This window comes from Pseudoalteromonas rubra, from assembly GCF_005887095.1.
Taxonomy (GTDB): domain Bacteria; phylum Pseudomonadota; class Gammaproteobacteria; order Enterobacterales; family Alteromonadaceae; genus Pseudoalteromonas; species Pseudoalteromonas rubra_E.
The window spans coordinates 107,168-130,887 of the sequence record NZ_PNCI01000035.1 but is presented as its reverse complement, the minus strand read 5'-3'; the positions used below and the strand labels follow the sequence as shown (position 1 = coordinate 130,887).

Annotated in this window: 23 protein-coding genes; 11 read left to right on the top strand and 12 right to left on the bottom strand. The window is 48.6% G+C overall.

Annotated features, from left to right (window positions below; genetic code table 11):
* Nucleotides 1-11: 11 nt before the first annotated feature.
* From CWB99_RS15090 to CWB99_RS15075, 4 genes are read left to right on the top strand one after another with little or no spacing between them, the layout of a single operon-like run.
* A complete protein-coding gene (locus CWB99_RS15090) occupies nt 12-830 on the top strand; it encodes a heme/hemin ABC transporter substrate-binding protein (RefSeq protein WP_138549731.1) in 819 nt (272 codons plus the stop codon).
* The gene (locus tag CWB99_RS15085; protein ID WP_138549730.1) at nt 827-1,873 is read left to right on the top strand and encodes a FecCD family ABC transporter permease; all 1,047 of its coding nucleotides are present in this window, start codon (nt 827-829) and stop codon (nt 1,871-1,873) included. Before CWB99_RS15090 ends, CWB99_RS15085 begins: the two co-directional genes overlap by 4 nt.
* A complete protein-coding gene (locus tag CWB99_RS15080) occupies nt 1,866-2,663 on the top strand; it encodes a heme ABC transporter ATP-binding protein (RefSeq protein ID WP_138549729.1) in 798 nt (265 codons plus the stop codon). The genes CWB99_RS15085 and CWB99_RS15080 overlap by 8 nt, the downstream gene beginning before the upstream one ends.
* A complete protein-coding gene (locus CWB99_RS15075) occupies nt 2,656-3,396 on the top strand; it encodes a HugZ family protein (protein ID WP_138549728.1) in 741 nt (246 codons plus the stop codon). Before CWB99_RS15080 ends, CWB99_RS15075 begins: the two co-directional genes overlap by 8 nt.
* Nucleotides 3,397-3,460: 64 nt before the next feature.
* On the opposite strand, the gene ffh is transcribed toward CWB99_RS15075, so the two are convergent.
* Complete coding sequence (ffh, locus tag CWB99_RS15070) at nt 3,461-4,840, bottom strand: signal recognition particle protein (RefSeq protein ID WP_046006663.1); 1,380 nt, start codon at nt 4,838-4,840, stop codon at nt 3,461-3,463.
* Between the two features lie 162 nt (nt 4,841-5,002).
* On the opposite strand from ffh, the gene CWB99_RS15065 reads away from it, so the two are divergent.
* The 4 genes from CWB99_RS15065 to CWB99_RS15050 all read left to right on the top strand — a co-directional run bounded on the left by CWB99_RS15065 (nt 5,003) and on the right by CWB99_RS15050 (nt 7,859).
* Nucleotides 5,003-5,809, top strand: coding sequence for a cytochrome C assembly family protein (locus CWB99_RS15065; RefSeq protein WP_138549727.1), 807 nt, complete (start codon nt 5,003-5,005; stop codon nt 5,807-5,809).
* A gap of 93 nt (nt 5,810-5,902) precedes the next feature.
* Nucleotides 5,903-7,186: an HlyC/CorC family transporter gene (locus tag CWB99_RS15060; protein WP_138549726.1), complete on the top strand. Its 1,284-nt coding sequence runs from the start codon at nt 5,903-5,905 to the stop codon at nt 7,184-7,186.
* Between the two features lie 156 nt (nt 7,187-7,342).
* A complete protein-coding gene (locus CWB99_RS15055; protein ID WP_138549725.1) occupies nt 7,343-7,591 on the top strand; it encodes a hypothetical protein in 249 nt (82 codons plus the stop codon).
* Nucleotides 7,592-7,610: 19 nt separating this feature from the next.
* Nucleotides 7,611-7,859, top strand: a complete 249-nt coding sequence (locus CWB99_RS15050) for a hypothetical protein (protein WP_138549724.1) — start codon at nt 7,611-7,613, stop codon at nt 7,857-7,859.
* A 121-nt stretch (nt 7,860-7,980) separates the two neighbouring features.
* Here the strand turns inward: CWB99_RS15050 and CWB99_RS15045 are convergent, their stop codons facing one another.
* From CWB99_RS15045 to rluD, 6 genes are all read right to left on the bottom strand, one after another.
* Nucleotides 7,981-8,589 (bottom strand): hypothetical protein, encoded by a 609-nt coding sequence (locus CWB99_RS15045; RefSeq protein WP_054014102.1) that lies wholly within the window; start codon nt 8,587-8,589, stop codon nt 7,981-7,983.
* 117 nt (nt 8,590-8,706) lie between these two features.
* Nucleotides 8,707-10,284: a glutamate--cysteine ligase gene (gene gshA / locus CWB99_RS15040; RefSeq protein ID WP_138549723.1), complete on the bottom strand. Its 1,578-nt coding sequence runs from the start codon at nt 10,282-10,284 to the stop codon at nt 8,707-8,709.
* Between the two features lie 71 nt (nt 10,285-10,355).
* Nucleotides 10,356-11,291 (bottom strand): NADP-dependent oxidoreductase, encoded by a 936-nt coding sequence (locus tag CWB99_RS15035; RefSeq protein ID WP_138549722.1) that lies wholly within the window; start codon nt 11,289-11,291, stop codon nt 10,356-10,358.
* 118 nt (nt 11,292-11,409) lie between these two features.
* Nucleotides 11,410-13,983, bottom strand: coding sequence for an ATP-dependent chaperone ClpB (gene clpB, locus CWB99_RS15030; RefSeq protein WP_138549721.1), 2,574 nt, complete (start codon nt 13,981-13,983; stop codon nt 11,410-11,412).
* 90 nt (nt 13,984-14,073) lie between these two features.
* Nucleotides 14,074-14,799, bottom strand: coding sequence for a peptidoglycan editing factor PgeF (gene pgeF / locus CWB99_RS15025; RefSeq protein WP_138549720.1), 726 nt, complete (start codon nt 14,797-14,799; stop codon nt 14,074-14,076).
* Nucleotide 14,800: 1 nt separating this feature from the next.
* Nucleotides 14,801-15,778 carry a 23S rRNA pseudouridine(1911/1915/1917) synthase RluD gene (rluD, locus tag CWB99_RS15020; RefSeq protein ID WP_138549719.1) on the bottom strand — a complete coding sequence of 326 codons (978 nt, stop codon included), beginning with the start codon at nt 15,776-15,778 and terminating at the stop codon, nt 14,801-14,803.
* Between the two features lie 121 nt (nt 15,779-15,899).
* Here rluD and CWB99_RS15015 point away from each other — a divergent pair, with 121 nt between their 5' ends.
* Nucleotides 15,900-16,661, top strand: a complete 762-nt coding sequence (locus tag CWB99_RS15015; protein WP_138549718.1) for an outer membrane protein assembly factor BamD — start codon at nt 15,900-15,902, stop codon at nt 16,659-16,661.
* A gap of 125 nt (nt 16,662-16,786) precedes the next feature.
* Here the strand turns inward: CWB99_RS15015 and glnB are convergent, their stop codons facing one another.
* Nucleotides 16,787-17,125: a nitrogen regulatory protein P-II gene (gene glnB, locus CWB99_RS15010; RefSeq protein ID WP_010382451.1), complete on the bottom strand. Its 339-nt coding sequence runs from the start codon at nt 17,123-17,125 to the stop codon at nt 16,787-16,789.
* A 135-nt stretch (nt 17,126-17,260) separates the two neighbouring features.
* On the opposite strand from glnB, the gene CWB99_RS15005 reads away from it, so the two are divergent.
* A complete protein-coding gene (locus CWB99_RS15005; protein WP_138549717.1) occupies nt 17,261-17,803 on the top strand; it encodes a GspH/FimT family pseudopilin in 543 nt (180 codons plus the stop codon).
* A 170-nt stretch (nt 17,804-17,973) separates the two neighbouring features.
* The gene (locus CWB99_RS15000) at nt 17,974-18,489 is read left to right on the top strand and encodes a GspH/FimT family pseudopilin (RefSeq protein ID WP_171045358.1); all 516 of its coding nucleotides are present in this window, start codon (nt 17,974-17,976) and stop codon (nt 18,487-18,489) included.
* A gap of 236 nt (nt 18,490-18,725) precedes the next feature.
* Here CWB99_RS15000 and CWB99_RS14995 read toward each other — a convergent pair whose 3' ends face one another.
* The 4 genes from CWB99_RS14995 to CWB99_RS14980 are packed head-to-tail and all read right to left on the bottom strand — an operon-like array spanning nt 18,726 to nt 23,719.
* Nucleotides 18,726-19,148, bottom strand: coding sequence for a type IV pilin protein (locus CWB99_RS14995; RefSeq protein WP_138549824.1), 423 nt, complete (start codon nt 19,146-19,148; stop codon nt 18,726-18,728).
* The gene (locus CWB99_RS14990) at nt 19,135-22,257 is read right to left on the bottom strand and encodes a pilus assembly protein (protein WP_349304468.1); all 3,123 of its coding nucleotides are present in this window, start codon (nt 22,255-22,257) and stop codon (nt 19,135-19,137) included. The genes CWB99_RS14995 and CWB99_RS14990 overlap by 14 nt, the downstream gene beginning before the upstream one ends.
* On the bottom strand, nt 22,254-22,748 hold the full coding sequence (locus CWB99_RS14985) for a pilus assembly protein PilX (RefSeq protein ID WP_138549715.1): 495 nt from the start codon (nt 22,746-22,748) through the stop codon (nt 22,254-22,256). Before CWB99_RS14985 ends, CWB99_RS14990 begins: the two co-directional genes overlap by 4 nt.
* Complete coding sequence (locus CWB99_RS14980; RefSeq protein ID WP_138549714.1) at nt 22,742-23,719, bottom strand: PilW family protein; 978 nt, start codon at nt 23,717-23,719, stop codon at nt 22,742-22,744. Before CWB99_RS14980 ends, CWB99_RS14985 begins: the two co-directional genes overlap by 7 nt.
* Nucleotide 23,720: the final 1 nt, after the last annotated feature.

Sequence of the window (23,720 nt, the reverse complement as noted above, 5' to 3'; positions counted from 1 at the left end):
CGAGATAAATCATGCGTAAACTTATATTTCTGATGTTGATATCAATGCTCAGTCTCCAGGGGGTCGCCGCACAGCGGATAGTTGTCGCGGGAGGTTCTATAACTGACATAGTATTTGCTATGGGGGCAGGAGAAAAAGTCGTGGCAGTAGATACCTCCAGCACTTCTCCTGCGGCTGCAACTAAATTGCCCAAGGTGGGCTACTATCGAGATCTGGCCGCTGAAGGTGTGCTATCGCAACAGCCTGAACTGATCCTGGCATTAGAAGGCAGCGGCAGGCCCGAAGTCTTAACTCAGCTGCGCAGCACCGGGGTACAACTTAACCTGTATGATAAGCCGACTAATATCAATGAGCTATTTACCCTCATCGCTCAGCTTGGCAGGGATCTGAGCCAGCCAAGTCAGGCACAGCGGCTTATAAACAGATTGAAGCAAGCCTTACCACTTAAAGCACCACCGTCATCCCTCAGCGCGCTGTTTATTCTGTCTGCCGGCGATCGAGGTGTCACCGTAGCTGGCCCTGAAACCGTGCCTGATCTGCTCTTCGGCTACACAGGTGTGCGCAATCTGGCAACAGAGCCCGGCTATAAGCCCTTCAATCGCGAAGCTATGCTAGTCAGCTCACCCGACTTTCTGGTTGCCCCAAGTCATGTCGTGTACAGCCTCGGTGGCCCGGAGCAGTTTTGCCAGCAAAGTGCCCTCGCTTTGCTACCTGCTGCTCAGCAATGCAGACTATTGGTGATGGATTCTTTAATGTCGATGGGGATGACAACCCGATTACCTGAAGCTATAGCTCAGCTTGCCGCGTACCGGGAACAGTCCGCACTATGACACCGACACACTCCATTTTAACAGCACGTCATCACACAATCTGGTTATGGTTAAGCAGTACTGTACTGCTTGCACTGGCCTGGTTGTCTCTAAGTAGCGGCCCGGTAGGCTGGGACTCGCGTATGCCTCTGGTAGCCCTGCTCCCAGATCAGCTAACACAAGATATTACCGAACTGCATATAACCGTGGTCACTCAGATCCGTCTGCCAAGACTGTTACTGGCCCTGTTGGTTGGGTGTGTGCTTGCCTGCAGTGGCGCTGCCAGTCAGGCACTGTGTCGCAACCCATTGGCCGATCCCAGCCTGATGGGGGTCACCGGTGGTGCGGCCGTCGCAGCCATTGCGGTGATAGCACTTTCCCCGAAAGTGGCCTTTATTAACGAAGCTATGGTAGCGCCAGCTGCCTTTTTAGGCGCGCTGGCCATCACTTCCTTGCTGTATCGTATTGCCAGCCACAATGGTCAGATCCAGATCACTATATTGCTGCTTGCCGGAGTGGCGATCAATGCCGTGGCCATGGCGCTGATCGGACTGTTCAGCTTTTTCGCCGATGATACTTCTTTGCGCCTGATGACCTACTGGCAGATGGGCGCACTGGCCGGCGCCAGCTGGTCAGCTATGCAATATGGCGCGCCCCTCATTCTCATTTGTGTCGTGATGCTGGTTATGCGTCGTAAACAGATCAACGCTTTGATGCTCGGAGAGCGCGATGCCAGACATTTGGGTGTTAATGTCAGGCGACTGAAAAATGAAGTCATATTTTTGATAGCGCTGGGCGTAGGTGGCGCCGTTGCCATGTCGGGTATGATTGGCTTTGTCGGCCTGCTGGTCCCTCATCTGGCAAGGTTGTTGGTGGGGCCCGACCTTCGGCGCATGCTGCCTTTGAGCATGCTACTTGGTTGTGTGGTACTTCTAAGCGCAGATTGGCTGGCGCGCCTCGTGGTCGCGCCATCAGAGCTACCTATTGGCGTGATCACCGCATTATTTGGCAGTCCCTTTTTCGTTTATTTACTGATACAACAAAAGCGAGGCGCACATGCTTGAATGTCACAACCTGACTGTCTTCCGGGCAGGCAAGCAGGTACTGAACAAAGTGTCACTCACGCTAGAAGCAGGTCAGTTTATTGTCCTGCTGGGTGAGAATGGCGCCGGAAAGTCGACCCTGCTGAGCGCGATTTGTGATGATATCCCCTACAGTGGCCAGATCCTGTGGCACGGACATGCATTAGATACACTCGATCCGCTGACTCTGGCAACTCAACGGGCTGTGCTTTTACAGCACAACCGGGTCAATTTTGCTTTCAATACCGCCGAGTTAATCGCTATGGGTCGCTACCCATACCAGGAAAGCAGCGCAGAACAGGCGGTAGTGGTTGATAAACTCATCACACTACTGGCACTTGAAAAACTCGCAAGGCGGGAAGTTACCCAGTTGTCGGGGGGGGAATTTCAGCGCGCTCAGTTTGCCCGTTGTCTTGCTCAGCTTAACGCCCATGACCCCGACACCCAAAACAAGCTGATGTTGCTGGATGAACCTACCTCAGCACTTGATTTGCACCACCAGCATCGTGTGCTCAGTGCCGCGCAACGCTTTGCCCGTCAGGGTAATACGGTTGTCGCCGTATTGCATGATTTAAATCTCGCGTCGCTTTATGCCGACCGGATCCTCTTGCTGGATCAGGGCCAGATCCGCAGCGATGGCCCGCCGCAGGATGTCCTCAGGCGCGATGTATTGCAACCCATTTACCAAACAGGCATGCAGATTAATCTGCATCCCGGATATAATATACCTATGATATTCTCAGAACCGCTAACAGGAGCTCCCCATGCGTGAACAAGCTGTTTTTGAAGCGCGCCAGCTACTCAGACATTCGACTGTCTGTGTGATGTCCACACTGTCTAAAAATCTGGCAGGCTACCCGTTTGGCTCAGTCACGCCATTTATGAGTGACGATCAGGGTCGGCTGATTTTTTACATTGCTGGCATTGCGCAGCATTCTCGAAATCTGACGGAAGACAGCAGAGTGTGCGCAACCATATTTGATGCTGCACAAAGCGGAGATCAGAACGAGCATGCCCGCGTCACCATCGTCGGCGACGCCACCCCGGTGCCAGAACAAGAAGCAAGCGACCTGTTATTACGCTACGAGCGCCACTTTCCAGAAGCAGTGAGCTATCGGCAAGCCCATGACTTCAAACTATGGCGTATGGAAATTAAGCGGGTACGCTATATTGCTGGTTTTGGACAGATTTTCTGGCTGGAAGCAGAAGAATGGGCACAGCCCGGTGCAAATTGGGACCTGGCCAGTGAAGCGCACATGGTGGCACATATGAATGACGATCACCAGGATGCCAATCAGTTGATCCTCAAGCTAGTGCATAATGTTGATGCCGCAGAGGTGACTATGACCACGCTACTCAATGAAGGCTGCTATTTCAGAGCCAGTGACAAGTCATACTACGTGCCATTTGATAAGCGCTGTGAAGACGCAACGGCAGTGCGCAAAGAACTGGTGCGCCTTACTAAAGCGGCCCGCGCACAATTTGATGAAGCCGTAGAAAGCTAACCATTAAAAAAGGACAAAGTGATTTGCATCAGTTTGTCCTTTTTTAGTCTGGCCTGGCCCTGAATTAAAACTTAGGACCGCCACCACCGAACATGCCCGGTGGCATCATGCCTTTCATGTTCTTCATCATTTTCATCATGCCGCCTTTACCCTTCATCTTTTTCATCATTTTCTGCATCTGGGTAAACTGCTTGAGCAGCTTATTGATATCCTGAACCTGAGTACCGGAACCGGCTGCAATCCGCTTCTTACGCGAGCCTTTAATGACTTCCGGACGCGCGCGCTCATGCGGTGTCATAGAGTTAATGATGGCTTCCATCTGGTTAAAGGTCTTGTCGTTTACCTGACCTTTAACGGCATCCGGCAGATTCGACATACCAGGCAACTTATCCAGCATTGACATCATACCGCCCATGTTTTTCATCTGGCGCAGTTGTTCAGCAAAATCTTCCAACGTAAAGCCATCGCCTTTAAAGACTTTCTCTGCCACTTTAGCCGCTTTGTCTTTATCAACCTTAGACTCTACTTCTTCGATCAAGGACAGTACGTCACCCATGCCAAGAATACGTGACGCGACACGATCCGGGTGGAATGGTTCCAGCGCATCAGTGCGTTCACCCACACCGATGAACTTAATGGGTTTACCAGTAATGTGACGAATAGATAACGCCGCACCACCACGTGCATCACCGTCAGTCTTGGTCAGGATCACACCTGTTAGCGGCAAAGCTTCGTCGAATGCCTTCGCCGTATTTGCCGCATCCTGACCCGTCATAGAGTCCACCACAAACAGGGTTTCAATCGGTGAGATGGCCGCATGGAGATCTTTTATCTCGCCCATCATCTCATTATCGACGTGCAAACGACCGGCAGTATCCACCAGCACTACATCAATGAACTTTTTCTTCGCGTGTGAAATCGCATTGGTAGCAATGTCCACCGGCTTTTGCGAAATATCACTGGGGAAAAATTCAACGTCTACTTCTGTGGCCAACGTTTCCAGCTGTTTAATTGCCGCAGGACGGTATACGTCGGCACTGACTACCAGCACTGATTTTTTCTTGCGCTCTTTTAAGAACTTGGCCAGTTTACCCACACTGGTGGTTTTACCCGCACCTTGCAGACCTGCCATCATTACAACCGCAGGGGGCTGCGCAGCCAGGTTGAGCTCCTCGTTGGCCTCACCCATGGCTTTTTCGAGTTCTTCACGTACGATCTTGATGAAAACCTGACCTGGGCTCAGGCTCTTAGTCACTTCAACACCAACCGCCCGCTCTTTAACCTGCTTCACAAAGTCTCTGACGACAGGTAAAGCCACATCCGCTTCGAGCAGCGCCATACGCACTTCACGGAGCGTTTCTTTAATATTGTCTTCGGTTAGTCGGCCGCGGCCGCTGATGTTTTTAAGCGTTTTTCCTAAGCGTTCTTGGAGGTTCTCAAACATTTATCGCTTCCAGTATGTCGTAATTGCCCAGCATTATACTGATATGCGCGTCACTAATACAGTATTCAAGTCAGTTAAGAAACTTTTTCCCTGCCCCTATGCAAGAACCCGTGCTTAAAATACAATAGCCTACAAAAGGAGCATGTAAGTAGAAAGCCATTCATGTTGATCATCAGTTTATCTTTGTTTGCCAGTCTGTTTTATGTACTTGCCACCGGGCACGTACTATCGCGCCTATTCCATAAGGAAGGCCCTAGTCAAAAGCTGACCATTATTTTCAGCACCGTGGCGATACTCAGCCATATGCTGGTACTGGTAAACTCCGTGTTTACGCAGGATGGCCAAGATCTCAGTACCATTAATGTGGCGTTGCTTACCTGTTGGGTCATTGTGGTGTCGGTGACCACGGTTTCTTTAAAGTTTCCGGCCACTTTGTTATTGCCGGTTGTCTATGGCTTCGCCTCGATACTTCTGGTCGCCAGCCTGTTTGTCCCTCACCACATAGTGATGAAATCGCTGGACGTAGATATTGGCTTGGTGGTACATATTTCCCTGTCTTTACTGGCTTACTGCGTGCTTATCATTGCCACGCTTTACGCGGTACAGTTTTATTTTATTGATCGCAGGTTAAAAGAAAAAGATTTGGCCATCATGCACAGTCACCTTCCGCCATTGATGCAGGTTGAGTCCCAGTTGTATCAGTTATTGACCGTCGGCACCGGACTGTTAACTCTGGCGCTGTTGTCTGGTTTTGTGTTCCTCGAGGGCATGTTTGCCAAAGAGTTCTTACACAAGACAGTACTGTCGCTGCTTGCCTGGTGTATCTTTACCGCAGTGACCATTGGCCACCACCAGTTTGGCTGGCGCGGTAAATCTGTGGTATTCGCGGTATTGGGCGCCTCAGGCATTGTGACATTGGCTTATTTCGGCAGTCGATTTGTTCAAGAAGTGATCTTAGGAAAGTTTTAATCTAAGTTTTAACTTAAGTTCATGCTTTTTGACTTGACTCTGAATTCTGGCTAACGCTTAATACTCCTTCGTAAGCAAAAAAGGGATCCTCTGTTGGACGACATATCAACCAGCGCCTTGTTTATTATTCTTGGCGTGCTTGTTCTGCTCTCGGGCTATTTTTCCAGTTCGGAAACCGGGATCATGTCTATCAATCGCTACCGATTGCGCCACTTGGTTAAAGAAAAACACAAGTCGGCACAGCGCGTAGACGAACTTTTAAAACGCCCGGACCGTTTAATTGGTCTGATCTTAATCGGAAATAACCTGGTTAACATTGCCGCTTCAGCGGTTGCTACCGTTTTGGGTATGCGCTTACTGGGTGATGCAGGTATTGTGGTTGCCACCTTTGCTCTGACCTTGGTCATCTTGATCTTTGCAGAAGTTACACCGAAAACACTGGCGGCACTGTACCCCGAAAAAATCGCGTTTCCCAGCTCTGTGATTCTGAAACTCCTGCTAAAAATACTCTTCCCTGTGGTTGTGACCGTAAACTGGATCACCAACGGCATGTTGAAACTGATTGGCGTATCACCGGAGCAGATAGAAGAGCACAGCCTGAGTAAAGAAGAGCTCAAAACTGTCCTCAATGAATCAGGCGCTATGTTGCCAACCAACCACCAGGACATGATGACCTCCATTTTGGATTTGGATCATGTGACGGTTGAAGACATTATGATCCCACGCAGTGAGATCAATGCGATAGATATCAACGACGACTGGAAAGTGATCTCTAAACAGCTCACCAATGCTCAGCACACCCGGGTACTGCTATATCGTGACCAGATAGATGACGCCGTTGGCTTTATCCATTCACGCGATGCTTTGCGTCTGTTGACCAAAGAACAGTTTGACAAGCCTTCACTGCTGCGAGCAGTGCGAGAAATTTACTATATTCCGGAAAGCACTTCACTGAACACGCAACTTTTAAAGTTCCAGCAAAACAAAGAGCGTATCGGTCTGGTGGTCGACGAATATGGGGATATCCAGGGCCTGGTGACACTGGAAGACATCCTTGAAGAAGTCGTCGGCGACTTTACCACAACCAAAACACCAGCCCCGAGCGACGAGGTAGACATTCAAAATGATGGCTCAGTTATGGTTGATGGTGGCGCGAACGTACGCGACCTGAACAAAGAAATGCGTTGGCACCTGCCTACAGAAGGTCCAAAAACCCTCAGCGGACTGATTGTGGAATATCTTGAGGATATTCCACAGACACAGTTGGGCCTGAAAATAGCGGGCTACCCCATGGAAGTGGTCGAAATAAAGGAAAACATGATCAAGGTGGTCAAAGTTTACCCCAACAAAAAGAAAAAGCCTGCCAAATCACACTAGTAAAAAAGCCGCGTACCGCGGCTTTTTATTTTTAGTTACAAAAAACTCACCAATTCCCCCTTAAAATTCTGACCACATTCTGTACAAGTTGGTTTCATTATTGTTAACTGATTCAGCCCACCTTTTGGGCATATTCAAATAAACAAGGAAATACAAATGAAGTTAAAATTGAACAAGAAAAACGTGAAAGCCTTGTCTACTGACAGCGCAGTGCTACCCGGGAAAATGACACCTCAGGTTGCCGGAGGTTTAGTGACACTAGAATGTCCAAGTGACTGGGATCGCTGGACCAGCGGCGGCTGTATATCAACTAAATGCGAAACCTACACTTGTCCACCACCGCACACTGTTGTCGGTGATTGCCCTGTGTCTTGGGATTGCCGTTTCTCCAAAAACGGATGCTAATATCAATAAAGGAATTACTATGAAACTTAAGCTCAATAAGAAAAAAGTAAAAACACTCTCAGCCGACAACTCAGTATTACCAGTCAAAATGACTGGTAAAATCGCAGGCGGTGTACCACCCACTTCAAATTGTCCAAGTGACTGGGATACACGTACCAGCTACACCTGTACAACACTGAACTGCGCCCAATCCTACAACTGCCTGCCCTCTATTCATAATGAGTGTGACACCTGGGATTGTCGATTCTCACGCAACACCACCTGCTGATTCGACAGGGAAATAACAGGTATTGCAATTGTGCCCAATGCTATTGCTAAACATTGAGCACGGTGCAGCAGGTGAGTTATCTGCTGCACATTTTTAAGGAAGGGGCTTAAATAGCGTAACGTTAGGAGAATAATCGCTCAAACCAGTTCTTATCCAGATCGGCCTCACATCGCTTAAGCTGAGCACCATAACGCGAGGCGCGATGCTTCACTTTATTGGCCACTTTCATCAGCCACTGCTTCTTCTTATAGGTACCCCGCCGATAGCCACCCCAACCTTCGTGATAGTTGAGGTATTGTGCATAGGCATCCCATTTGGAGACACCGTTAATTTTATGGGTCTTGTAGACAAACCACCCCATAAAATCTATGGCATCTTCGAAATCATCTCTGTCTGCACCAGAGTTACCCGTTTCGCGGATGTAATCGCTCCACGTTGGTGTTTTTGCCTGTGAGTAGCCATAGGCACTGCTGGCACGACCAATGGGGATGACCCATAAAAAGTACTCCATGGGAGGCGCGGCATCATGCCTGAACGAACTTTCCTGATACATCATGCTCATTAATACGTGCTTAGGTGAACCCCACTTTTCTTGAGCATCTTTTGCATCAAAATACCAATCGTCTTTTTCTTCAAAAATCTTACAAATATCATTAGGTTGCTTCGGAGGTGCAGTAGCACAGCCAGTCAATGCAGCCAACAAAGGTAATAAAATTATTTTTTTTCTCATTTTTTTATGAACTCGTTGAACTTTTCTAAATTGTGCCGGTCTTACTCTCTGAATGCAGCAGTTTAGCATTGTTTCATCCCTGATATTTATTTGCGCAGCCAACTGGCTGCGCTTTTTTTATGCCCGAGAAAAGTAGTCCCGCAAAAACTCGTTAAACGTAGCACTGTCTTTAGCAACCACGTCTTGTTCGTCCGAAAATGACCGCTCACTCATGGTGTCCAGATCGGCTTGCTGAAATACATGATAGTCATCTGACACATGATGCTGCTTGTACTGCTGTGCCAGCGACAAAGCCAGTTTACCGCTGTCCTGGGCCTTGATGGTTAGTTGTTCAATAATACGTCCGGATATAGTTAATTCAGGCCGACTTACCCACTCACTGAGCTTAGTTATCACAGGCATATAGCGCTCAGCACCATACGCTTCATCCAGTACAGCTGCAACGTGATGCAATTGCTCAAAAATGTCCTGGCCCCAATGTTGTAAAGAGCAAGCTTCTGTTTCTCGTTGCAGAGTCACATCAGGATTGCGCCCCTCGTTGATGACTTGTTGTAAATTTAGGTCGCAGACTTTTTGCTCTTCCCAGCTTAGCGCTGGAGACTCTTTCAATAAGCAGTAAGTAAGGAATACATCCAAGAACAGGATTTGTTCAAGATCAATCCCTGTCTCACTGAATGGATTAACATCAAGAGCCCGGATCTCAACATATTCGATGCCACCTCGGCTTAGGGCCTGAGTTGGGGTTTCTCCCGAGCGACCATTTCGCTTAGGCCGGATAGGCGAATAGAATTCGTTTTCTATCTGCAGAATGTTCTTATTGAGCTGTTTTGGCACATCGTGCTGATAGTCCGGAATATGTTGATACAGATCAGATTGACTACGAATAGCCTTTTGCAGCCCCGCGACATACTCGTCCAGGCTGTTGTACGTGACACGCAGTGATGACTGAGCACTGTTGGTATAACCCAGATCTCCCAGTCGTAATGCGGTGCCATACTCCAGGTAGAGTGTCCCCTGTCCCAGCTGTTTGAACGGTAATTCACTGCTCTTGCCTTGCAAAAAAGAATGACACAGAGCAGGAGAAGCGCCAAACAGGTAACTGATCAGCCACAATTCACGTTTAAAGTTTCTGATGAGACCCAAATACTGGTCCGAAATAAAGGCTTGTGAAGGTTGTGTATTCTCAGTCAGTGCCTGCAGGCTCTGCCATAAAGAATCAGGGAAGGAAATGTTAAAGTGTACCCCCGCAATGGCCTGCATCATACTGCCATAGCGGTTTTTTAAGCCTTCCCGATATAAGGTTTTCATTTGGCCAATATTTGACTGACCAAACTGCGCCAGCGTAATGTCGTCTTCATGTTGAATAAAACACGGCATACTCATTGGCCACAATAGTTCATCGCCCATATGGCTCAGGGTATATTTTTGTAGGTCCCTCAGCTGAGAGAGCGTTTCCTCAGGTGATTCGCTGACTGGGGTAATAAACTCCAGGAGAGATTCGGAGAAATCAGTTGTGATTGCACCATGTGTCAACGCATGACCAGCCCCTTGAGGATGAGGGGTTTTTGCTATCTCTCCGGATGACTTAATTCTCAGCGCTTCTCGTTCAATCCCGCGTTTAATACCACGCAAGGCGCTACGATGTGCCGATGTTGCAAGCGCTTCTAACTTGCCTTGTAAATTTAACTGTTTCAAAAACTAATACCTCGAGGCCCGGTGCTCAGTAATACACAATGCTACTGTCAATTGGGGCAAATTACGAATACTCAAGCGGTAATGATCACTTTGCCAAAATGCGCACCTTGTTCAACATACTCGTGCGCCCGCTGAATGTCGCTTAATTTAAATTGCTGATCAACCAATACCTGCAATTGGCCTGCACATACGGCTTCATACAAACATGCCAAATGTGCCTGGTTTGCTTCAACCAATAGTCCACGTCCCGTCACACCTTGTTGGTGAGCAACTGCTAATACCTGATCTTTTGTTACCGTGGGAACAGTGACAATCTCAGAGCCAGCAAGCAGGTTTTGCGTCATACTTTGCCCAAGCTTTCCTCCGACTAAATCAATCAAGAGGCCCTTACGAGGCTGTGACAAATACGCGTCCAATGTGATGGCCTCAAAGTCCAATGTGCTGAATACCTGATGCTCAGTGCGCCGACTGACAGGGATCACATCAAAACCACGTAACCTGGCGATTTGCAGTAACAAGTGACCAACCCCTCCGGTTGCTGCATTGACATACACGGGCGCGTGCTCAGGGTCAAAATCGGCCAGCGCCTGCCATGCAGTCAACCCTGCCAGACACAGACCGGCCAAACAGGCTTCTGCATTCTGCTCGACTTTAATAAATTCATCAGCGTTGCCATAAACATGGCTGGCATAACTCCCGGGGTGACTGGCAAAGCCAGCCATGCCAATCACCTTATCTCCCGGTTCAAACCCGGTAACATGGTTACCGGTTTGTACGACTTCGCCCAATACGTCATAGCCCAGAGGTAAAAACGCATCGGGCGCTTTACCTTGAGCGACATAGCCAAGGCCGCTGCGTGTTTTAATATCGATGGGATTGACTGACGTTGAAATAACTTTGATCAGCACCTGCTGATCGCTAGGTGATGTCAGTGGCAAGTCCTGAGCACACAGTTCAGTGCTGCCACCAAATCGAAAAATGCCATACTGGCGAAAGAGCTTTTCCATGGAAGATGCGTGTTTATGTGGCGATAAGGAACTTTAACATATCACAACAAAACCCCCAACCTCAGCACATTGAATTTAAATAGGTCCGGGCGGCATATTACCGCCCGCGATGGGGAAGCTAACGCGTGAAAACGATGTCGTCCTCAGCCACATCCACCTTAATCACGTCCCCAACATCAAAATCCCCTTGCAGCAGCTGCTGTGCCAGCGGGTTCTCAATATGGTGCTGGACAGCACGTTTGAGTGGTCGCGCACCATAGACAGGATCGAAACCACTGGCCGCAATCTTATCCAGCGCTCTTTCAGTAAGTTCAAAGCCAAATCCTTTGTCATGCAAACGCTGGCGCAGCTTAGACAGCTGAATGCCCGCAATTTGCTTAATGTGCTCATTGATCAGCGGATGGAAGACAACCGTTTCGTCGATACGGTTGATAAACTCAGGTCTGAATTGCGTCACCAATACATCCATGACACGTTGCTTCAGGACAGCATAATCATTGCTGCCTGCCTGCTCCTGAATAACATCTGAGCCCAGATTCGAGGTCATAATGATCACCGCATTTTTAAAGTCTACGGTACGACCCTGACCGTCGGTCAAACGGCCATCATCAAGCACCTGAAGTAAAATATTAAACACATCCGGGTGTGCCTTCTCTACTTCATCGAGCAAAATCACGGAGTAAGGACGGCGGCGGACCGCTTCGGTCAGGTAGCCGCCCTCTTCATATCCGACATACCCTGGGGGTGCACCAACCAGACGCGCCACCGAGTGCTTTTCCATAAACTCCGACATATCAATGCGCACCATGGCATCTTCCGTGTCAAACATAAATCCAGCCAGCGCTTTGGTCAGCTCGGTTTTACCTACCCCAGTTGGACCTAAAAACAAGAATGAGCCAATCGGCCGGTTAGGATCGGCCAGGCCAGCGCGCGAGCGACGAATGGCATTGGCCACCGCACTGACGGCCTCATCCTGACCAATGACCTTTCTGTGCAACTCTTCTTCCATCTGTAACAGTTTGTCTCGCTCGCCCTGCAGCATTTTTGCTACCGGGATACCTGTCCAGCGCGACAAAATCTCAGCGATTTCATCTTCACCAACCTGGTTTTTCAGTAAGCTCATTTCCTGCATCTCAGCCTGAGAGGCCAAATCCAGTTTGCGCTCCAACTCCGGGATGCGGCCATATTGCAGCTCTGACATACGCTGCAAGTCGCTTGCCCGGCGCGCCACATCCAGATCCAGACGGGCCTGTTCCAGCTCCGCCTTGATGACCTGTGTGCCCTGCAATGAGGCCTTCTCTGCATTCCACACCTCATCGAGTTCACGATACTCTGTTTCCAGCTGCTGGATCAGAGTCTGCATTTCAGTGCGGCGCTTCTGACTGGCTTCATCTTTTTCCTTCGCCAGTGCATTATCTTCCAGTTTTAGCTGAATGATACGACGTTCCAGCTTGTCCAGTTGTTCCGGCTTAGAGTCTATCTGTAAACGAATGGACGAGCCGGCCTCATCAATTAGGTCAATGGCCTTATCCGGCAACTGCCTGTCGCTGATATAACGATGTGACAAGTGTGCCGCAGCCACAATGGCCGGATCGGTAATATCAACAGAGTGATGTAATTCATAGCGCTCTTTTAGTCCTCGCAAAATCGCAATGGTGTCTTCGACACTCGGCTCTGCCACAAAGACTTTCTGAAAACGTCGCTCTAACGCAGCGTCTTTTTCAATGTACTGGCGATACTCATCCAGGGTTGTTGCCCCCACACAATGCAACTCGCCGCGTGCCAGCGCCGGCTTGAGCATGTTGCCCGCATCCATGGCGCCATCGGTCTTGCCAGCGCCCACCATGGTATGGATCTCATCAATAAAGAGGATCACCCGGCCTTCTTCTTTAGCCAATTCATTCAGTACAGACTTGAGGCGTTCCTCAAATTCTCCGCGATATTTTGCACCCGCTACGAGCGCACCAAGGTCAAGCGATAGTACACGCTTATCTTTAAGACCCTCAGGCACTTCACCATTGATGATACGCTGTGCCAGGCCCTCTACAATGGCCGTTTTACCAACGCCAGGCTCACCAATCAGCACCGGGTTATTCTTGGTTCGACGCTGCAAAACCTGCACGGTTCGGCGAATTTCATCGTCACGACCAATCACCGGATCCAGCTTGCCCTGCTCGGCACGCTCAGTCAGATCTATCGTGTATTTCTCCAGTGCCTGACGGGTATCTTCAGCATTCGGGTCATCCACCTTTTGGCCACCGCGAATGGCTTTAATGGCTTTTTCAATTTTGTCCTGAGTGATATTTAATGAGCGGAAGATATCGCCCAGCGGGCCTTTATCTTCGCATGCCGCAAACACAAACAGCTCACTGGAGATGTATTTGTCTTTGCGTTTCTGAGCATACTTGTCACATAAATTGATTAGTGAGATGAGGTTATTTGACAGTTGTACATCACCGCCGACCCCTTCAACCTTGAACAGCTTTTCTATGGCCTGAGAGAGTTTCGTGTTCAGCTCATCGGCACTGACCCCGGCCTGAGCGAACAAAGCACGGACGCTGGAGCCACTTTGCTGCAACAAAGAGTACATTAAATGCACAGGTTCAATAAACTGGTGATCCCGCCCTAATGCGAGTGACTGCGCATCGGACAACGCAGCTTGAAATTTACTGGTAAACCTATCTATTCGCATACCCTAAATAACCTTATAAATAACTTAGTTACCTATAAAATGGGTATCAGAGCGAGTTTGATCAAGGTGTGTAAAGCAAAAGAGCGAGATTTATTTGCGCCAAATCAAACTGGCCATTCGACCGCAGCGGCCATCGCGACGATAAGAGAAGAAATGCTCAGGGTTGGACACAGTACACTGCGCGTGTTCAGACACAGCTGTGACACCCAACTCACTCAGTTGCTGTCTGGCAAGAAGGTAAATATCAGCCAGATACTGACCGTTTTCCTGCCGCACAAACGCTTGGCTGTGTACCCGGCTGAGTGCGACAAATTGATCAACGACCTCTTTGCCTACTTCAAAAGCCTGAGGGCCAATTGCAGGACCTAACCAGGCATGTAATTGACTTGCAGGCGTTTTAAAATGCGCCAGGGTCTTAGCGAGAATACCTGCCACCAATGGCCGCCAGCCACAATGAACCGCCGCTATTTCCTGACCGTCTTGACTGGCAATCAGCACAGGTAAACAGTCGGCAGTCATGATTGCTAAAGCAAATTGAGAAGAGCGGGTAAAGATTGCATCGGCCGGAGGCGTATGAGTGATATCGTACTGATCTTCTGCCAGGATCACGGTATTGCCGTGTACCTGCTCAAGCCAAACGATAGGGACCGGGACCTGAGCCTGCAACTGAGCCCTGTTGTCAGCAACGGCTTGCGGATTGTCTCCAACATGACAGGCCAGATTGAAACCATCAAAAGGGGCTGCCGAAACGCCGCCCTGTCTTGTTGTAGACAGGGTGCCAACGACCCCCTGTAACGGCCAATCTGGATAGATCATATTAGTAATCTATCTGTGGATTAAGCTTAAAGTCTTCACGCAATGCGGCTGTCAGTTGCTGCATGTCTTCCGGGATCGGTGCTTCCCAGGTCATGATTTCGCCGCTCACCGGGTGTGCTATACGCAACTTGACGGCGTGAAGTGCCTGACGCTTAAAGCCACGCAAGGTATCGAGAAACTCTGGCGATGCATTACGCGGCGGGCAAGGACGACCACCATAAAGCTGATCCCCCACCAAAGGGTGCTTGAGATAAGCCATATGCACACGGATCTGGTGGGTACGGCCCGTTTCAAGACGCAAACGCAGGCGTGTGTGTGCGCGGAATTTTTCCGCAACCCGGTAATGCGTAATCGCCGGTTTACCCATTTCATGGATTGCCATGTGGGTACGTTTAGTGGCATGGCGACCAATGGGCTTTTCAACCACACCACCCGCAGTCATGGTGCCATTACAGATGGCTTCATACTCACGGGTAAAGTTTTCACGTGCCTGAAGGTTTTTCACTAGATGTGTTTGCGCAACTATGGTCTTGGCCACCACCATCAATCCCGTGGTGTCTTTGTCAAGGCGGTGCACTATGCCCGCACGTGGGACATTGATGATTTCAGGGTGGTGGTGTAACAATGCATTCAGCACGGTGCCATTGGGGTTGCCAGCTCCGGGATGTACAACCAGACCCATTGGCTTATTGATCACCAGGATGTCATCATCCTCATAAACAATATCTAACGCGATGTCCTGCGCTTCGTATTCCCGCTCCGCCTCAATTTGCGTTTCCACCGCAACCACTTCACCACCCAGCAACTTTTCCTTAGGGATCGCCAGTACATCACCGTTGACGGTGACTTTTTCGTCAAGGATCCAAGTTTTTATTCTGGAACGTGAAAAATCGGGGAACAATTGCGCCAAAATCTGGTCTAGACGTTTACCGCCCAGTTCCACTGGCACATCGGCTTGTAGAGAAATTTGCTCAGACATGTGTAACTTTACCTAAAATACCAGTGCAAGCCATGCTCGACTGGGTTAGAATCGCATAAATGCATAGTTTACTCGGTTTTGCCGACTTGGCCTAGCCTGATAACGAAGGTAGTAAAATAAAATGATAAAGACGTTGGGAAAACGCGCTTTTGCAATCGTATTGAGCGCATCTGTATTGGGATTAGCAGCCTGCTCATCCGCCCCAGAACAAGAAGAAATCGAACGCGTACCAAATAAATCTGTGCAGGCATTGTACGAAGACGCCAAACAAACACTCGACTCTGGCCTGTATGCCCGTGCGATTGAACTATTGAGTGCCATCAACTCACGTTATCCATTTGGTCCTTACTCTCATCAGGTACAAATGGACTTGGTATATGCCTTTTATCAAACTGGGAACACAGAACAGGCTTTAGCGACGGTAGATCGCTTTTTACGCCTTAACCCCAACCATAAAAACCTCGACTACATGTACTACATGCGGGGCCTGATCAACATTAAGGCCGATGAAAACGGCTTCCAGGAGTACTTTGGTATTGACCGCGCAGACCGCGACCCAAGCCGGACACGCGTTGCTTTTCAGGATTTGTCGACTCTGGTAAAGAATTATCCTGACAGCGCTTATGTGCCGGAAGCCAAAAAGCGCCTTGCCTGGTTGCTAAATAAAATGGCACGTTATGAGCTGAAGGTCGCCAACTACTACTTTGAGCGTGAAGCCTATCTTGCCGCAGCCAATCGGGGTAAGTATGTTGTAGAACACTTCTCACAAAGCAGCTATCTGGTGCCTGCCCTTGAGATGATGGAAAAGAGCTACGCAATGTTGGGCCTTGAAGAGCTTAGCGACAACGCCCGTAAAGCCAAAGAGCAAAACCAACAGCGTTAGCAATAACAGTACTTCAATGAGCAAATAAAAACGCCGGGACTGTAAACAGTACCCGGCATTTTTATATCTTTTCTTGATAACTCAGTGGCCAGCTATACCAATTGCTTAATTAATCGCAATTGATATTAGATTGCTTCTTCATCCTCTTCACCCGTACGGATACGAACAACACGCTCCACCTCTGTGACAAAGATTTTACCATCGCCAATTTTGCCGGTTTGTGCTGTTTTTAAAATGACATCAATAGCCCGATCCACATCTTCTTCGGCCAGCACGATATCCAGTTTCACCTTTGGCAGAAAGTCGACCATATATTCTGCGCCACGATATAACTCGGTGTGTCCTTTTTGTCGGCCAAAGCCTTTTACTTCACATACGGTCATACCGGTAATACCGATGTCAGACAAGGCTTCACGCACGTCATCTAGCTTAAATGGTTTTATGATGGCTTCTATCTTTTTCATGATTGATTTTTATCCCTTTGGTAATGCGTCGATTTTAGACAATCCAACAAAACAAGGCAAACAAAGCGATTGAATTAATAAACGAAAAGACGCACTATAATAATCAGTAGTTATTCCTATTTTTGGTTGTGTACGATGAAAAAACTCGCTGGATTTACACTTATTGAACTCATTGTCACAATTGCTATTTTGGGCTTGTTGTCTGCCATAGTGTTGTCGTTTGGGGCAAATATTTCGAGTTCCACCCGTTCTGAAGCCTACCTGCAGGAACTCAAACGTACTGTGACATTTGCCAGAGCCCATGCTACCGCAACAGATGAAATCATTGTCATTTGCCCGGCAAGCCAAACGCTGGTTGAAACCAATAGCGATTTTATCTGCCTGACTGACTGGCAAAGCAACCGAATCACCGTATTTTTAGACCGCAACAACAACGGTTCGTATAACGCCGATGCCGATGATCTATTGCGTGTGATGGAGCGAGTACCAGAAAACGACGCCCTTACATTCCCAAGCGCCAGTTTACGCTTCGATTCAAGTGGCCGTACAGCAATGCAACAAGCCAGCAGCTTTATCTATTGTCCTTCAGCAACCAATTTCGCTAATCAACAGTTAGAGATCAGCGTTGTAGGTTCTGCGCTCTATCGCGGCGATACCCAGCTCACCTGCAATCAATAGCTTCGCTCTGGTTTTTATTAGAATTGTCATGAGCAAACTCGATGCATGATCGTGGAATTGGTTTAAAAGCCATTATTCAATAGCTCCCTCCGTGATAATTCTTCATACCCCTTGTGATATGGCGCGCTCCATCTAAGCTGAAAAGATGACTCATGCACGGATGCATACTCATGACTTTAAGGAACTGCTTAGGGTTTACCCTGTTTGAATTGATCATTTGCATGGCGCTGTTTGGCGTGATGGTACTACTCTCTGTCCCTGCCATCCATACGCTGACGGAACTGGACAGACCCAAAAATGCGCTGCTGAATATTGACCGACACCTGACCTTGTCGCGACTGCTGGCTATCACACACAATGCGCCTGTCACTATTTGCCCGCTGGTTAATGGTCAATGTACCACCCAGTGGCAAAAGGAGCTCACTGTATTCACCGATTATCAGGATCGCGCTCGGTTCGATAGTGGAGATATCAAGCTACTGGTACTGTCGGGGATCACGGCCAGCGACACGTTAGACTATCCCAGAAAAGCGATTACGTTTAAACATACAGGTACTTTGAGGGGGTTTGGTAATGGTACCTTTGTGTACTGTGCCAGACGCCTTCGCGGAGAGCCTATCGGACTCGCTTTATCTGTCAGTGTGGTTGGCCGAAGCAGACTCAGAGAAACGACAAAATGCCGTTAACCATGAGCACCCAGCTTGCAGCATAGGTGCCCTTGATGTGCCCAGTTAGGGGAAGTCGGTAGTGGCGCGGTTTAACAATCCAGTTACGCACCCCCTCGTTGGCCAGTGATTAGAAATGGTTAGTAATGTGTACCTTTGCACAAAACGGTTCATTCAGGCGCAGTGAACGCAGTGTTGAACGGCGTCACTGTTGAAGTAAAAACAGGACTCTCACCTTATCTGCATCGCTGTAATGATCATCGCCCCCAGCATTGATCGGCGGTGAAATTACCTGTACTCCCGCGAATATTTAAGTTATCGATGGTTAGGGTGGTACAATCAGGATCGTCCTCAAGCGGCCCCCCCGATGCCGTGGCTGTAATTGTAAAGGTATTCAGATTGGCACCCAGTGCTATGGTCAGAGTAAAGTAACCGTTCTCCGTTGTGGTTTGCAGTCCCAGCTCAGCTAATGTGCTGGCATATTGTCGGTTATCCACAAAATACTGCTCTTGTTTATTGACTGCATCAAGTAAAGTGGATGCCGCTTCAGCCCTGGCTGCACGCTTTACATACTGTGAGTAACTGGGGTAGGCAATGCTGGCTAAAATACCCAGGATTGCGATGGTGATCATCAGCTCAATCAGGGTGAATCCCAATACTGTACGATTAGTTCTTTTCATCATGCTCTTCTTTTTTGTAAATGTACAATAACCGCGTTTGCATTTCGATTTGTACGTCATTTATGCCGATTGGACCGCCAACGGTTCCGTCTGATTTTCGGTATGGTGCGGCAGCTTCAGGTTCGACCAGCCGGATCTTGCCATCTATAACATCGTCACTGCTTTCAGTCACAATAGGACTGATCAACTGTGCTTTTATGGTGGTACTGCCATCCTCATTGGTATGTTCACTAAAGTGTACTCTGGGTGTGTCCGGCACTTCTGCGGTAGTCTGAAAACTCCTCAGATCCAGCATCTGCATACCATAGTTCAAATGTAACGCATATAACCTTCCCCTGCCCGCTGTAATTGAGCACTCATTTATCTCAACACTGGCCGGGGTAAAGGTTGTGTAATAGGCTACGCCTGCAACAATGGTCGCTGCCGCCATCGCTTTTTCGCCTTCAGCAAGTTTCAGTTTCCAGCCGCTTGCCAAACCCAGTTCAACCTCTTTTTCTACAAACTGGTCAAAGTCGTCTAGCCGAGAGTAGAAGGGATCATTAGTGACATTCAAAAGATTTGATGATTTGATGGTTGCCGGTACATTGTCCCCTATGAATGATTGTGTTTTGGTGTTTTCATCCCGGACCATATAGAGAAAGTCCTGCACAGCGGTAGACGTCGGCTTGGCTCGGTTACCACTGCCAATCAGCAGTCCTTCATAGGGAATATCTCTGCGGATCGTGATCGTCTGACCATTTACCGTTTCAGTTGATACCTTAGAAAAGTAGGTACGAGCCACAACCGGGCGGTAAAAAAAGCGACGCTTATTATTATCTGTTCCACCACTTAAACTCGCCAGTTTAAAATGAGTCCAGGGGGTTTCACTGTCCGATGGATTGGTCCCGGGCATATCAAAACGCCAAATGCCCCCACCAGTATCCGTTGCATAGATACGATCAGTATAGCCATCATAGTCAGAGTCTACGGTACTGAGATCTGCGGCAATACTGTGCTGACCGGTAAAACCATTGGCCGCAGTCAGGCTCCAGTATGGCTTACCCGTTTCTATGTCAACAATATAAATACCCCGGCCGATGCTATCGTTAGAAAAAAGCGCATTGTCTTTATTGGTATCATACCCGGCGCCAAAGATAACAACCGGCGTATCAGGTTTAGATTTAATAAAGGTGACCAGAGGTTTAGACCAGGTTTGTGCCAGTTGTTCATAGGGTGCAGACCCGCCTTTGATAGGGCCTCCCCACAACAACCTTGGGTTATCAGGAGACGTAATATCGAATCCATAGTATTCGTTACCACCGCGGCGCATGCCAGCAATGAGCCAAACGCGCTCTCCGCTGCCGACCTTACCATCGTCATTCTTGTCCCAGAAGTAAACCGTAATCGGACCGTCCATGCCGTACAGCTTGGTATCATCCTGACGCACCATTTGAGGTCTGAGTATGTCTAGTAAGGACCCGGGAACAAATGCCCAGCTTTCCTTCACAGTCTCACCGTTATCCTTGAACATATGAAGGAACCCGGCATTGGTACCCACAATCACTCGCAAATCGCCATTACCATAATCCAGCGTCACGGGCCTTGAGTGCAAGGGGTCACCAAAAATGGTGTCGCGTCGGTCATTGGTTGAGCCGTTATTGTTTTCATCATTAACGTCAATCCCTCTGGACCAGTTAATCACATCAGGTACCTGAGCGGCGTTATCTACCGAAAACATGGTACTCAATTTTGACAAGTTACCGCCCGCAGCGATCAGTGCGGTGGCGTAGTCGAAAGACATTAAGGTGCCTTTTCCATAATCTGAATACAGTTTACGCGTTGTTTGTCGTGATAGCTGGTAGTTAACGCCACCGACCCCAACTTTGGAACCATCTTTAGAGCCGGCCTGAGACCAGTAAGTGGTCACGTTATCCGCAATAACCCCCTCTTCATTAATGGCGTGGCTATTGCTGCCCATACCATGGATTACGGCCCCTTTCACCTTGAGCTTTTTCAGGTTGCCCCGCCACCGGGTATGGGTTTCAGGATAAAACATAGTGTAATAGATAGAGTCTCCACTACGACTCAAATCAGAGCTACTGGTTGATACAGAAGGCGATGAAAAGCTGTCACTCTTTTCGCGAATGTTGGTGATTGTCGCCTTTAATGCTTCGGACAGCTCAGACGCCGTATTCGCATGTTTATATTCTCCGCCGCCATCAAGTGCAGTTTGCTCAAGTAACGTTTTGCCCGCATTAGACATCCCAGTACCAAAACCTATGGTATAGGTACGGGCAAAGTCCAGCTCTTCCGGCGTACTGGGGTACAGATCGACCTGAGTTTCAGGCGTTCCTCTCATTACTTTGGCAAGTGAATTCAGGTAGTTATTGGATACTCTGCTAGGCACTGAACCAAATGTAGACACATATTTATTGTAAATGTCCGTATTGCGTGCTGAGTCGCTGGTCGGATCGCCATCTGTCATCAGAATGATATTGGTGGACGTGTCGCAACGTTTCGGCGCCAGCGGATCTGGCTTAAAGGGCGAAATATAATAACCATTACTTTCAACGCTGCGATCACGGTCACTTTTATTCTGCCCGTAAAGCACACGTTTACCTGTCAGGTAAAGATACGCTTCCCAGAGGGTTTCTGACAAAGGTGTACTGCCACTGGCAGGCAAGTTGGCTATTTTGTTTTTTAGTGTTGTTGTACTGGCACCCAGGCCATTCAGTACATACCCGCCTGAACTGGAATAAAGTCGCATTAAGCCAATATCAAAATCCGGGTTATCATCTACCAATGTCGTAATCGCATCCTGCGCCACCTTTAAGCGGCTGTCGCCACAATTTGACTGCTGATACCAGCCATTGCGTACCTTATAACAACGTTTGCTGGTTTGAGAAGAATCAAAGCAATCAATGCTGCGAAACCGCCCACTACGATATTCATAGCATCGCTGACCGTCCTTCACGTCCCACGCCATACTCCCCGAGGTATCAAAGACAACCAGCACACGTGACTTTTCAGAGTTTGAGATGTCATGTTTAACAAATAACTCGATATCCTCGGCCTGGACGCTGAACATACAAATACAACTCAGCAATCCCAACAATCTATGCCACATCATTGATTCCCCTTTATGTTGAGCGCTTCCTGCGCTATGCCGATCACAACAGTCACCTGATGCTGAGCTTGGTCACCATATTGCACTGTGCTTTCTACTTCAGTAATGACGCATCCGACAGCTGCTGTAAAATTAAAGACACGCGGGCATTCCAGCAGCAGCTGACCGCTGTTGAGGTTGGCTTGCAGGCTTTTCAGCTCCATTTCTTCATCATTGCGGATCACCCGTTCAACCATCTCTCCTGCCTCGTTTTCAAACTGACCGTTACGAGCATGAAAAACACTGGCGTCAAACAGTACTTTTTCTTGTGAGATAATGCGTTGTACTTCTCCCATCAACAGCGCTTCAGCGGCTTCGCGCTCCTGCGCAGCATTGGTTACCTTAATATCTATAGTGCTACTACTCATCAGGGTCACAGCGACACTCAATACGGCCACAATAAGGACCATAGAAACAATCAGCACCATGCCCTGCTGTTTATGCGCCATTACCATGTTGAAATTCCCATATTATAGAGTTGAATTGTGGTCGAAAATACCGTCCGACGATAACTGTCATTAAAGGTCAGAGTCCGTCTGTCTGGATCATTGCCCAGGGTATAAGTCTGGCTTTTCAATTCCAGACCCACATCAGCCTCAAGTACTCTGACTAATGCGATGATCTGCACGGTTAAAATCCCTCCTGAGCGCTCCCAGTCTCCAGCGGTCATATCTTGTGTACTGCGATAGGTATCTACCCGGCTGTCTCCATTGGTGTCCAATCCAAACAGGTAGCGAATGTCTTCGACCCCTTCAATCACGGCTTCTGTGGTCATGCCGCCACTCACGGTCAGTCTTCTGCGCATCAGGATGGGTGTGGTGATGGTTTTACTGTTGATCTGAATTTGCTGCTCTGCGATATAGTAAACATGGTGACTGTAGGGCCACAACGTAGAGTTGTTAGTCGGCATGCCTGCAAAGCTATCCCCGGCAACAAAAGTGCCCTGTTCTTGCTGTGCAATGAAATAGTAACGATTGTTTTCAACATCGCTGATATTTGTGATTTGCCTGCCTTCCAGAAACTTAAGCTGTAACACCTCTGTATTGTTACGGGCCCCTGAGATGCAATCTAACGCCGCACCGCTTGTTTGCTCCGCGTAGATTGAGCGGAAGTTAGTCTGTACCGCATTAGGAAAACTACCATTATTAAGACCGCCAAAACAATCGTTAGTCGGATTCGCAGGGCTGGTTGAATTAACCGTCGTCAGGCCTTTGTCATAAAAGGTACCCCAGAAACCAACCTGTTCGAGGTCTCGGCGTAACAAGGTCAGCGTCAGCCTGCCAACCTCCTGAAGCTCGCCAATCGCCATCGTATCTCGTGTTGTTACTTTCATACTGACGTAAGCTGTGACTACGCCACCCAATAACAAAGCGCCAATAAACATGGAGATCAGTAACTCTACCAGCGTAAACCCTGAGCGTCCCATT